Below are 10,073 nucleotides of genomic sequence, written 5' to 3' on the forward strand. Positions count from 1 at the left end.
GATGGCCGTTATCACCCCCGCATTCCTCTCGACCCTGAACCGCGGCTACCGCCGGGAGTTTCAGACGACGTACCAGGCGACCGTCGAGGAGAGCTTCTTCCGCGATGTCGCGACAGTCGTGCCCTCCATGACCGCCTCGAATACCTATGGCTGGCTCGGCGATGCGCCGCAGCTGCGCGAATGGATCGGTAACCGCGTCGTCAAGGACATGAAGTCCTCGGGCTACGAGCTGCAGAACAAGCTCTACGAGAGCACCGTCGGCGTGCCGCGCACCTCGATCGAGGATGACACGTTCGGCCAGTTCGGCCCGCTCATGGCGATGATGGGCATGGAAGCCGCGAACCATCCCGACCGCCTGATCTCCACGCTGATCGAGAACGCGGTCGCGGGCGTCTGTTATGACGGGCAGAACTTCCTCGACACCGATCACCCGATCGCGGCGAACCATGACGGGACTGGCGCGGTCACGACCGTGTCGAACTATGACGACGATGCTGGCTCGGGCGATCCGCTCTGGCTTCTCCTCGACACGCGCAAGCCGCTCAAGCCCTTCATCTTCCAGGAGCGCACGCGCCCCGAATTCGAGGCCAAGACAAACGCCGCGACCTCGGACGATGTCTTCATGGCCGATGAGTACAAGTGGGGCACGCGCTATCGCTGCAACGCTGGCTACGGCTTCTGGCAAATGGCCTACGGCTCGCGGAACGATCTGACGCCCGCGAACTTCGAGGCCTACCGCACGGCGATGCGCAAGATCACCGCCGATGGCGGTCGCCCGCTCGGTATCCGCCCGAATGTCTGCCTCGTCTCGCCCGACAACGAGAGCGCAGCCAACCGCCTCTTCAAGACGATGGTGGATGCCAACGGCGCATCCAACCCGCACTACAACGCGTGCGAGGTCATCGTCTCGTCCTGGCTCCAGTAAGGAGGCTGATAGATGCAGCATTTCGTAATCACCGCCGTCGCACGGATGCCCGAGCAGACCACGCTTTGCCGCTGCGGCCGGGTCTTCTCGACCTCCGGCACCGTCGTCGCTCTGGGCGAGTTCGAGAACGACGAATGGAAACGCCTCGAAGCGGACAAGTATCTGCATATCCGCGAGGCGCGCGACGATGAGGTCGCGGCCCAGGCGGTCACAGCCGAGCCGCTCGACGCCGAAGCCGCCGCCGAGCTCGCCGAACGCCTCGACGAGGTCATCCGTGCGCTCGAGCCGGGGGATTTCGGCCAGGACGGCAAGCCGAAGATCACTGCCATCCGCAAATGGCTGCCAGAGGAGAAAGATCGGATCGACGCCACGCTGCGCGATGCGGTCTGGAAGTTGATGACCGAGGGCGGCTTCGAGGCCCCGAAGGCCTGAGAACATACCAGGCGAAAACCGCGCGCCGATCCGGGACAGGCAGAGAAGAGGCAGCCCGGGGAGCGCGGTGAGTAGGTCGGAGCGACGGAGCCGACAGAGGGCCGTGACAGCCGGGAGAGACCGGCACCTGAATTCGAAACCCGGCGCGCAAGCGAGCAGGCATCCCTCAGATGACACGCGCGCCGGCCAAGGCCCGGACCGGGGAACAGGCACATCCCCGGCCGGGCACCCAGCAAGAGGACGCACATGGCCTACGCCACGCAGGACGACATAACCGATCTTTATGGCCCGGACGCGCTCTTCGCCGCCGACCGCGATGGTGACGGCGTGGCCGACGCGGTGCCCGTGACGCGCGCGCTCGATGCCGCCTCGGCCGAGATCGACAGCTACCTCGCCTCTCGCTACTCGCTGCCTTTCGAGACCACGCATCCCGTGCTGACCCAACTTTGCGTCGATATCGCGCTCTACCGCCTGGCAAGCGCGGCCGATGTCGCGACCGAGGAGCTGCGCCGGCGCTACGAAGACGCGGTCGGTGCGCTCAAGCGCCTTGCCAAGGGCGAGCAGAGCCTCGCGATCGCAAGCTCCGATCTCGACGAGGATGGCGAGGCGGACGGCCCGCAGCCCGTGGTGATCGACGGTCCTCCGCGTCTCTTCTCTCGCGACAAGCTGAGGGACTTCTGATGTCGGGCGTCGTCTTGAGCGCGGATTTCGACTTCGGACGCGCGGCGGACGCAATCGCGCGACTTGCCGATCCTGATATCGACGAGCTGGCCTTCAATGTCGGCCAACTCCTCGAGACCCAATCGCGCACGCGGATCTCGGACGAGAAGGTCGCCCCGGGCGGCGCGCCATGGGCCGCCTGGAGCGCCGACTACGCCGCCACCCGCTCGGCGCAGCACTCGCTTCTCGTCGGTGAGAATGACCTTCTCGAGAGCGTTCAGAACTACTCGGCCGGCGCCGAAGCCAAGGTCGGCACCAACCTCGTCTATGGCGCGATCCACCAGTTCGGCGGCGAGCCTGTCGGGATGCCGATCCCTGCGCGCCCCTATCTCGGCGTCTCGGACGAGAATGCCGCGGAGATCGAGGATCTGGTCATCGACTATCTCGAGGAGCTGCTCTGATGGCGATCGAGACACTCCTGAAAGATCTGCCGGATCGTATCGCGGCCGAGATCGGGACACTCCTGCCCGAGCTGCGCGAATGCCGCGCCGTCGCCGGCCGCTTTGATCTGCAGCGCCTGACCTCAGAGGGCATCGCCGCGCCGGCAGTTCTCGTCTCGCTCCTGCGGCTGAGCGGCAACGAAGAGTTCGCCGAGCACCATCACGGCTTCCTTCTGCACATGGCCGCCTTCGTCGTGACCAAGGACCGGATGGGCCTGCCGCGCGACGCCGCCGCCGCAACCATTGCCCAGACACTCGTCTCGCTTATCGCCGAAACGGATTGGGGGCTCGATGATTGCGGCGCTGCCAAGGATCTGCGCGCCGAGCCTCTCGTGAGCCAAGGAAGCCTTAAATCCGCCGCGTCCCTCTGGGCCGTCACCTGGCGGCAGCCATGCGTCTTCGAGGCGATCGATCCCGGCGCACCGGTCCCAATCCAGCTCTATGTCGGGCAGGCCCCGGATATCGGCCCCGGCAACGAGGACGCCTACGACGAAATCGGGAGCTTGGCATGAGCAGCTTCCAGGCAGCCGAGGCGGATCGCCGTATCAGCCAGATGGTCCAGGTCGGCGTCGTCACCGAAGTCTCGGGCGACAAGGCGCGGGTTCGGATCGGCGATATCATCACGCCGCTCATTCCGGTCGGACAGACCGCAATGGGCAATCTGCGCATCAAGTCGATGCCGTCGGTCGGCGAGCAGCGCATGGTATTCGCCCCGGGCGGCGACATGGCCCGCGCGATGCTGGGTCTCGCCGTCTCGGCCTCGAACACGCCCGGCGATCCCAACGAGCACATGATCATCGATCTCGGCGGCGCGGAGCTCCGCATCACCGGCGACATCGTCCTGACCGGCAAGCTGATCGCGAGCGAGGACGTCATCGCCCAGGGCGTGAGCCTCGTCGAGCACGTCCATGACGGGGTCACTCCCGGCAATGCTGAAACCAAGGAGCCTGTTAAATGAGCCGTAAAACCCCTCAGTCACCCGACCTTAAAACCTATGTCGTGACCGCCGATGGCCGCGTTGCCGGCAAGCGCCGGAAACAGGGCGACGAGCTGCAGATGACCGAGAGTGCGGCGCGCTACGAGCCGCGCCTCGCGCTCAAGTCCGAGCCCAAGCCCGCGAAGGCGTCCAAGCCCGCAACCGAGAGCGCTGCCAAGGCATGATCGGGCTCGATCGCCATACTGCCCGGCCGATTGGCCAGGACGCGCATCTCGCGCAATCGGTGCATGATATCCTCATGACGCCGAAAGGCTCGCTCGTGACCGAGCGGCGGTATGGCTCCGATCTGCCAGATCTTCTCGACAACCCGATCAACGGCGAAACTAAGATCGATCTCTACCAGGCGACGGCAGAGGCGCTGGATCGCTGGGAGCCAAGGATCCGCCTCGAGCGCGTGTCGATGGTCTCGAGCGCCGCCGGCCGTGTTGAACTGCAGATCTCTGCACGAGGCCGGGACGGCCAGCCCATTGTCCTCGATCTTACGCTCGGGCTCTCGCCTGAGAGACAAGCGCAGGCTCTTGTGGCGGGAGGTGCGGCATGAGTGCTTACACCGCCGTTCCCCTCGATCGCCTGCCGCCGCCGGAGATCGTTCAGGTTCCCGAGTTCCAGGCACTCTTCGACGAGATGCGCGCCGCCGCGATCGCGGCCGAGCCCGACCTCGCCGAGGCACTGATGCTCGAAAGCGAGCCGGCGACGAAGGTCCTGCGCGTCTGCGCCTATTACCGCATGCTCGATCATGCCGAATTCAATGACCGGGCGCGCGGCAATATGCTGGCCTTCGCCACCGGCGCGGATCTCGAGCATCTCGGCGCGCCCTGGGGCGTTGCGCGCCTCGTGGTCGATCCCGGGGATCCAGATGCGATCCCACCCATCGAGCCAACGTATGAGGATGATACGAGCCTGCGCCGGCGGATCCAGCTCGCGCCCGAAGGCTTCACCACGGCCGGCTCGGAAGCGAGCTACCTCTTTCACGCGCTCTCCGCCTCGGGCGAGGTGCGCGACGCGGCCGTCGAAAGCCCGGCGCCGGGCGATGTCGTTGTCACGGTGCTGTCTCAGAACGGGGATGGCACGCCCGACCAGGCGCTCCTCGATGCCGTTGAGGCTGCCATCTCGGCGGACGATGTGCGCCCGCTTACCGATCTCGTCTCCGTCCAGGCACCGAACGTGATCGGGTTCGAGATCGAGGCGGAGTTGATTTTGCGCCCCGGGCCGGACGGGGCGGTTGTCGAAGCAGCCGCCCGAGCGGCGCTTGAGGCGATGATCGCCGAGACCCGCCGGCTGGGCGTCGATATCCGCAGCTCGGCGATCTTCGCCGCCCTGCATCAGGACGGTGTCGCCTATGTCGAGCTCACCAAGCCCGCCGCCGACATCGTGGTGAGCCCGAGCGAGGTCGCGCATCTCACCTCGGAACCGATCCTGACGATCGGAGGTCGGGATGTCTGATCCGGTGTCGATCCTTCCGCCGAACGCCAGTGATGCAGAACGCGCCCTCGAGACTGCCATTCGATCGGGACGTCCGGATCTCTCCATCGTCTCGAGCCTCCTCGATGCGCAGGAGGTCGCGGCCCCTCTTCTCGGCTGGCTCGCCTGGGCGCTCTCTGTCGACGAGTGGGACGCCGACTGGCCCGAGGCCGTGAAGCGAGCCGTCGTCGCCTCGTCCATCGAGGTGCATCGCCGCAAAGGCACGAAGGCCGCAGTCCTCGACGCGCTGGCGTCACTCGGCATGGAGGGACGCCTGTCCGAGTGGTTCGAGTATAGCGGTGAGCCGCATACCTTTCGGATCGATGTTCTCATCGAGGAGGTGTTCGAGGCCGGCTTCCGGGTCAATCCCGCGCTCGTCGAGACCGTCGACACCATCCTTGGCAACGTCAAACCGGTGCGCGCGCATTTCGATCTTCGGCTTGGCGAGCGCTTCCGCTCAGAGGTCTTCGGTCGCACCGGTCACCGCGAGATCGCTCGGGACAAAGAGCCCCGCGCCGTAACCCCGCCGACCTTTCGTATCGTCGCGTCCGCACTGCCCGCGGCGGGCCTGCGGCAACGCGCTTACGACCGCGCAAGCTTCACACCAATCGACAGGAGTGCCGCCTGATGCCTGACACCGCTCTCATCACGGATATCGGCCTCAATAAGATCGCCGCCGCCGCTGGCAACGCATTCGCCGTCGAGATCACCCATGTCGCTCTCGGGAATGGCGGCGGCGCGGCGTATGAGCCTGATTTCGAGCAGACTGCCCTGCAGAACGAGGTCATCCGCCGCGCCATCGACCAGCGCGTCCGTATCGAGGCGCGTACCTGGCTCGTCCGGGCGAGTTTCGCGGCCGACATCGTTCCGGTCATGCAGGTGCGCGAGATTGGCTTCTTCGACGGAGATGGCGATCTCATCGTGATCGTTGCCGGTGCCGGCTTCCAGCCACGCTCGCTGGGCGGCTTCGACTACATCCTCGAGCAGCCGCTCACCTTCGACCGCGCCGCTGAGGGCGTCGTGGTCATAAACGCCCCCGATTGGGAGCTGTTCGATCACGCCGTCCTTAACCTCGAAACGCACGCGATCGTTGCCGCAGAGCAATGGGATCAGCGGATCATGATCCGCGATCTGCAATCCGCCATCTAAGGAGATCAGCCTTATGGGCATGTCAGACATCAACAATGCCGCCGCCGCTCAGAATGCTCTCACGGCGCGGATGAACGCTTTCCTCGATGACATCGACGCCGACATTGCCACCCGTCAAGCGGCCTATGATGCTCTGGCGGCAGATCTGCGCTCGGTCGTGACCGAGGTCATGGATCAGGTGATCGCCTGGCGTCCCTCGGGTGGCCTCGACAACCGCGTCGACGGCGGTGAGGTCTCGACCTTCTCGCAGTTGAATGCCTTCCTCAGTCTCGTTCCAACCGGCGCGCGAGTAACGGTCAACGTCTTTCCCGGCGAGACCTACCTCATCCCTCAGACCATTCTCTCAACCGAGGCGGCCGAACTGCGCTTTCAAGGACCGGATGGTCTGAGCGCGGGAAGCCGGCCAGTCCTGATGGCGGGGCTCTATGAAAATAGCGGCAGCAACGCGGTCGATTTCCTGAGGATCAGTGGATTTGTCGAACGCCTGTTCTTCAGAGACGTCGATTTCGACCTTGGAGACGCGACCCAGGCCGGAGGCACCGGGTTCAATGCCCAGCACCATCCATTCCGCTTTGAAGGGATCCGCGATCTTCAGTTCTGGAACTGTCACATCGATGGCGACGCGCCGTATTTATGCAAATCGAATGCCCCGTCTATTTTCTCGCTCACCCTCAATGGCGTCGAAATCGACAAGGCAACCCTTCTCGACATCTCGGGCGTGCTTCTGGTGTCGAAGAACAACGTCACGCTGACGAGCGGCGGCGGCATTCACAACGGTCGCACACTCGGCACCAACCTCCTGGAGGCATAAGCAGTATGGCATTTCAACTGACGCTCACGGTCAACGACCGACAATTCCTCGAAGCATCTCCGGAGTTCCTCGCCGACAAGGGCGTGCCCGCTGTCGTGATTGGCGCGGCGATCAAAGCTGCAGCCGCCAGAACAGTGGCTTCTTATGCCGAAACTTACCGAGCACGGCTCGCAAGCACCTCGGCAGGCAAGCTTCAGGCATACCGCGTCAAAGAAGAGATCGCCCGCGAACCCGACACCGCCGATGCCGCTGAGCTTGCCCTTATCGATCGCGAGGCGATTGCGCGAAGTATCACACGCGACGAGCTGATCGGACGTATCACGGCCCAGGCGACCGCCTACCGCCAGATCGCTCTCCTGATCGAGGCGATTGAGGCGGAGACGAACGCGGCCGTCTCCGAAATCCCCGACGACGCCTCTGATATCGAGGCCCAGATAGCATCCGTTCTGAGCGCGGCAAAAGCCTCAGCCGATGCGGCGTTCGAAGAAGCGAAGGCCGATATCGAGGCGGCGCGTTGAGCGTCTACACCGATATCGGCACCTGGTGCGAGCACGTGAGCGGGATCGAATACCGCACCACGGCTCCGCTCACCTTCGAGATCGGCCGGAAATGGTCCGGGCTCGAGATCGAGGTGCGGCGAGGTACATATTTCGACTGCTCGATCCCGCGCGGCCTTCGCTGGGCCTTCGACCCGCACGATCCGCGCTTCCTGAAAGCCTCGGCGATCCACGACCATCTCCTCGGCATGCGATGGGACCGCGTGACCGCCGGGGCGATCTTCCACGACGCGCTCAAGGCCGATGGCGTGGGCCGCGCCCGCCGCCTCGCCATGTGGCTCGCCGTCAGCCTCAAGGGCTGGCGCTAGACGACGAAGAGCCGGCCTCGCCGGCAGACCATCCGCGCGCCAAACGGCACGCCCGCAACGGCACGAAAGGAGCATCACGATGCCGGAACAGTTCCTCCATGGGGTCGAGGTCGTCCAGGTTGACGACGGCATCCGGCCCATCGCTACCGCCAACGCCTCGATCATCGGGCTTGTCGGCACCGCGCCCGACGCGCCCGCCTCTACTCCGATCAACGAGCCGTTTCTCGTCGCCGGACCGCGCGCAGCTGCAGAGCTTCTCGGTACCACTGGCACGCTGCGCGATGCCTACGAGGCCGTCCTGCAGCAAGGCGCGAAGACCGCCGTCATGGTGCGCATCGAAGAAGGTGCCGATGCCGAGGCGACGAAAGCGGCCGTTGTCGGAGATCCCGTCACGCAGACCGGTGTCTTCGCGCTCGAGCAATCCGAGAGCCTGCTCGGCCTCACGCCGCGCATCCTAGCCGCGCCCGGTTTCACGACCGGCGACATCGATGCGGTGAACCCAGTCGTGTCCTCGCTCCTGAGCGTGGCCGACAAGGTCCGCGCCGTCGTCATCATGGACGGGCCGAACACCGATGAGACCGACGCCGTGGCCGACAAGGTCAATTACGGCTCTGACCGCCTCTACATCGTCGATCCCGGCGTCCTGGTCTTCGACACAGAAACCGCGCAGGATGTCACCCGCCCCGCCTCGGGCTTTGTCGCCGGGCTCATCGCCAAGCGCGATCTCGAGCGCGGCTTCTGGTGGTCGCCCTCGAACCAGATCATCCGTGGGATCACCGGCACCGCCCGGCCCATCACCTTCCACCTCTCGCAGCCCGACACGGAATCGAACCGACTCAACGAGGCGGGTATCGCGACCATCATCCGTCGCTCTGGCTTCCGCCTCTGGGGCAACCGCGGTGCGGGCGAGGATGCGCTCTGGGCCTTCCTCGCGGTGCGGCGTACGGCCGACGTGCTCTACCAGTCGATCGAGGCCGCGCATCTCTGGGCGATGGACCGGCCCTTCTCGGCGCAGCTCATCGAGGACATCCGCGACAGCGTCCAGGCTTTCGGCCAGAGCCTCGTGAACCAGGGCGCGCTTCTCGGCTTCAATTGCTGGCTCGATCCCGAGCTGAACACCGAGGCGAACCTCAAAGCGGGCAAGCTCTACATGAACTTCGACTTCGAGCCGCCCGCGCCGCTCGAACACCTCATCTTCCGCGCATACCGGAACGGCGACTACTACGAGGACCTCGTAGCCGACGTTCAGTCCGCGGCCTGATCCGGAAAGGACCGAGACATGATCCGCTACCCCCGCAAGATCCGCAACTTCAACGCTTTCATCGACGGGGTCGGCTATGCCGGCCTCGCCACCGCCGCCGCGCTGCCGAACCTCATGCTGCAGGTCGATCGCCACCGCGGCGCCGGCATGGATGGCGGCACACCGATCGACATGGGCCAGGAGGACATGCAGGCGAGCGTGACGCTCGCGCAGTGGATGCCCGAGCTCGTGAAGATGCTCGGACGGCCCGACACCACGATGACGCTGCGCCCGACCGAGCGCTCGAATGCCGGCGATTTCGAAGCCGCCGCTTTCGTATGCACGATCGGCGGGCTCTGGTCGGGCCTCGAGTTCGCCAATCTCGAGCCGGGCGGGACGAGCCAGACCATCACGCTCAATCTCGCCGCCGACTACTACCGCATGGTCTACCAGGGCGACGAGCTCTGCGAGATCGACTTCAAGGCGGGCAAGCGGGTGATCGGCGGCACCGATCAGCTCGCCGCGCTCCGCCGTGAAATGGGCGTTTAAGGGGGTCTCACATGAGCGTTGAAAAGCTGAACAGCTCGAAGCTGCAATTCCCGATCAAGACCGCCGAAGGCACGGTCGATACCGTCGAGCTGCGCAAGCCCGGCACCGGCGAGCTCCGCGGCGTGAAGCTGACCGATCTTCTGCAGATGGACGTGAACGCGATGTTCACAGTCATCCCGCGGATCTCTCAGCCCGCGCTGACGGCAGACGATCTCGCCAAGCTCGATCCGGCCGACTTCACCGATCTCGCGGTGCGCGTGACGGCTTTTTTCGTGAAGCGCCACCAGCTCGAGGGCCGGGCGCTGACGATCGAGGACGCGGAGACGAGCTGACCCTGCCCGACGATGTCGAGGAGGTCATGGCCGATCTCGCCGTCGTCTTCGGATGGGCTCCGCGGGACATGGACCCGATGAGCCTCGAGGAGCTGATGCGCTGGCACGGCCATGCCGGCCGGCGCACCCCGAAGCAGAAAAAGGACACCTGA

At 65.2% G+C, this 10,073-nt stretch carries 18 protein-coding genes; all 18 read left to right on the forward strand.

Annotated features, from left to right (window positions below):
* Position 1 precedes the first annotated feature (1 nt).
* The gene (locus BM171_RS03210; RefSeq protein ID WP_093009387.1) at positions 2-925 is read left to right on the forward strand and encodes a Mu-like prophage major head subunit gpT family protein; all 924 of its coding nucleotides are present in this window, start codon (positions 2-4) and stop codon (positions 923-925) included.
* A gap of 12 nt (positions 926-937) precedes the next feature.
* Positions 938-1,357: a hypothetical protein gene (locus tag BM171_RS03215; protein ID WP_093009388.1), complete on the forward strand. Its 420-nt coding sequence runs from the start codon at positions 938-940 to the stop codon at positions 1,355-1,357.
* A 246-nt stretch (positions 1,358-1,603) separates the two neighbouring features.
* Complete coding sequence (locus BM171_RS03220) at positions 1,604-2,038, forward strand: gp436 family protein (protein ID WP_093009389.1); 435 nt, start codon at positions 1,604-1,606, stop codon at positions 2,036-2,038.
* The gene (locus BM171_RS03225; RefSeq protein ID WP_093009390.1) at positions 2,038-2,478 is read left to right on the forward strand and encodes a phage virion morphogenesis protein; all 441 of its coding nucleotides are present in this window, start codon (positions 2,038-2,040) and stop codon (positions 2,476-2,478) included. The genes BM171_RS03220 and BM171_RS03225 overlap by 1 nt, the downstream gene beginning before the upstream one ends.
* On the forward strand, positions 2,478-3,029 hold the full coding sequence (locus BM171_RS18835; RefSeq protein ID WP_175497479.1) for a hypothetical protein: 552 nt from the start codon (positions 2,478-2,480) through the stop codon (positions 3,027-3,029). Before BM171_RS03225 ends, BM171_RS18835 begins: the two co-directional genes overlap by 1 nt.
* Positions 3,026-3,475 (forward strand): phage baseplate assembly protein V, encoded by a 450-nt coding sequence (locus tag BM171_RS03230; protein WP_175497480.1) that lies wholly within the window; start codon positions 3,026-3,028, stop codon positions 3,473-3,475. Before BM171_RS18835 ends, BM171_RS03230 begins: the two co-directional genes overlap by 4 nt.
* A complete protein-coding gene (locus BM171_RS03235) occupies positions 3,472-3,678 on the forward strand; it encodes a hypothetical protein (RefSeq protein ID WP_093009392.1) in 207 nt (68 codons plus the stop codon). Before BM171_RS03230 ends, BM171_RS03235 begins: the two co-directional genes overlap by 4 nt.
* Entirely contained in the window at positions 3,675-4,055 is a 381-nt protein-coding gene (locus BM171_RS03240; RefSeq protein ID WP_093009393.1) for a GPW/gp25 family protein, read from the forward strand. The genes BM171_RS03235 and BM171_RS03240 overlap by 4 nt, the downstream gene beginning before the upstream one ends.
* On the forward strand, positions 4,052-4,957 hold the full coding sequence (locus BM171_RS03245) for a baseplate assembly protein (protein WP_093009394.1): 906 nt from the start codon (positions 4,052-4,054) through the stop codon (positions 4,955-4,957). The genes BM171_RS03240 and BM171_RS03245 overlap by 4 nt, the downstream gene beginning before the upstream one ends.
* Positions 4,950-5,603 (forward strand): phage tail protein I, encoded by a 654-nt coding sequence (locus BM171_RS03250; RefSeq protein WP_093009395.1) that lies wholly within the window; start codon positions 4,950-4,952, stop codon positions 5,601-5,603. The genes BM171_RS03245 and BM171_RS03250 overlap by 8 nt, the downstream gene beginning before the upstream one ends.
* The gene (locus BM171_RS03255) at positions 5,603-6,124 is read left to right on the forward strand and encodes a phage tail-collar fiber domain-containing protein (RefSeq protein ID WP_093009396.1); all 522 of its coding nucleotides are present in this window, start codon (positions 5,603-5,605) and stop codon (positions 6,122-6,124) included. Before BM171_RS03250 ends, BM171_RS03255 begins: the two co-directional genes overlap by 1 nt.
* 13 nt (positions 6,125-6,137) lie before the next feature.
* Positions 6,138-6,935: a hypothetical protein gene (locus BM171_RS03260; RefSeq protein WP_093009397.1), complete on the forward strand. Its 798-nt coding sequence runs from the start codon at positions 6,138-6,140 to the stop codon at positions 6,933-6,935.
* Between the two features lie 5 nt (positions 6,936-6,940).
* The gene (locus BM171_RS03265; protein WP_093009398.1) at positions 6,941-7,453 is read left to right on the forward strand and encodes a hypothetical protein; all 513 of its coding nucleotides are present in this window, start codon (positions 6,941-6,943) and stop codon (positions 7,451-7,453) included.
* Entirely contained in the window at positions 7,450-7,800 is a 351-nt protein-coding gene (locus BM171_RS03270) for a DUF1353 domain-containing protein (RefSeq protein WP_093009399.1), read from the forward strand. The genes BM171_RS03265 and BM171_RS03270 overlap by 4 nt, the downstream gene beginning before the upstream one ends.
* 79 nt (positions 7,801-7,879) lie before the next feature.
* Positions 7,880-9,061 carry a phage tail sheath subtilisin-like domain-containing protein gene (locus tag BM171_RS03275; RefSeq protein WP_093009400.1) on the forward strand — a complete coding sequence of 394 codons (1,182 nt, stop codon included), beginning with the start codon at positions 7,880-7,882 and terminating at the stop codon, positions 9,059-9,061.
* An 18-nt stretch (positions 9,062-9,079) separates the two neighbouring features.
* The gene (locus BM171_RS03280; protein WP_093009401.1) at positions 9,080-9,589 is read left to right on the forward strand and encodes a phage major tail tube protein; all 510 of its coding nucleotides are present in this window, start codon (positions 9,080-9,082) and stop codon (positions 9,587-9,589) included.
* An 11-nt stretch (positions 9,590-9,600) separates the two neighbouring features.
* Positions 9,601-9,921, forward strand: coding sequence for a phage tail assembly protein (locus BM171_RS03285; protein WP_093009402.1), 321 nt, complete (start codon positions 9,601-9,603; stop codon positions 9,919-9,921).
* Between the two features lie 26 nt (positions 9,922-9,947).
* The gene (locus BM171_RS03290; protein WP_093009403.1) at positions 9,948-10,073 is read left to right on the forward strand and encodes a GpE family phage tail protein; all 126 of its coding nucleotides are present in this window, start codon (positions 9,948-9,950) and stop codon (positions 10,071-10,073) included.

The organism is Roseivivax halotolerans (assembly GCF_900115815.1).
Classification (GTDB): domain Bacteria; phylum Pseudomonadota; class Alphaproteobacteria; order Rhodobacterales; family Rhodobacteraceae; genus Roseivivax; species Roseivivax halotolerans.

Coding starts and splice junctions, on each gene's coding strand:
- BM171_RS03220 (WP_093009389.1), top strand. CDS start 1,604: ATGGCCTACGCCACGCAGGACGACATAACCGATCTTTATGGCCCGGAC.
- BM171_RS18835 (WP_175497479.1), top strand. CDS start 2,478: ATGGCGATCGAGACACTCCTGAAAGATCTGCCGGATCGTATCGCGGCC.
- BM171_RS03290 (WP_093009403.1), top strand. CDS start 9,948: ATGGCCGATCTCGCCGTCGTCTTCGGATGGGCTCCGCGGGACATGGAC.
- BM171_RS03230 (WP_175497480.1), top strand. CDS start 3,026: ATGAGCAGCTTCCAGGCAGCCGAGGCGGATCGCCGTATCAGCCAGATG.
- BM171_RS03225 (WP_093009390.1), top strand. CDS start 2,038: ATGTCGGGCGTCGTCTTGAGCGCGGATTTCGACTTCGGACGCGCGGCG.
- BM171_RS03250 (WP_093009395.1), top strand. CDS start 4,950: ATGTCTGATCCGGTGTCGATCCTTCCGCCGAACGCCAGTGATGCAGAA.
- BM171_RS03265 (WP_093009398.1), top strand. CDS start 6,941: ATGGCATTTCAACTGACGCTCACGGTCAACGACCGACAATTCCTCGAA.
- BM171_RS03235 (WP_093009392.1), top strand. CDS start 3,472: ATGAGCCGTAAAACCCCTCAGTCACCCGACCTTAAAACCTATGTCGTG.
- BM171_RS03240 (WP_093009393.1), top strand. CDS start 3,675: ATGATCGGGCTCGATCGCCATACTGCCCGGCCGATTGGCCAGGACGCG.
- BM171_RS03215 (WP_093009388.1), top strand. CDS start 938: ATGCAGCATTTCGTAATCACCGCCGTCGCACGGATGCCCGAGCAGACC.
- BM171_RS03275 (WP_093009400.1), top strand. CDS start 7,880: ATGCCGGAACAGTTCCTCCATGGGGTCGAGGTCGTCCAGGTTGACGAC.
- BM171_RS03210 (WP_093009387.1), top strand. CDS start 2: ATGGCCGTTATCACCCCCGCATTCCTCTCGACCCTGAACCGCGGCTAC.
- BM171_RS03255 (WP_093009396.1), top strand. CDS start 5,603: ATGCCTGACACCGCTCTCATCACGGATATCGGCCTCAATAAGATCGCC.
- BM171_RS03245 (WP_093009394.1), top strand. CDS start 4,052: ATGAGTGCTTACACCGCCGTTCCCCTCGATCGCCTGCCGCCGCCGGAG.
- BM171_RS03280 (WP_093009401.1), top strand. CDS start 9,080: ATGATCCGCTACCCCCGCAAGATCCGCAACTTCAACGCTTTCATCGAC.
- BM171_RS03285 (WP_093009402.1), top strand. CDS start 9,601: ATGAGCGTTGAAAAGCTGAACAGCTCGAAGCTGCAATTCCCGATCAAG.
- BM171_RS03260 (WP_093009397.1), top strand. CDS start 6,138: ATGGGCATGTCAGACATCAACAATGCCGCCGCCGCTCAGAATGCTCTC.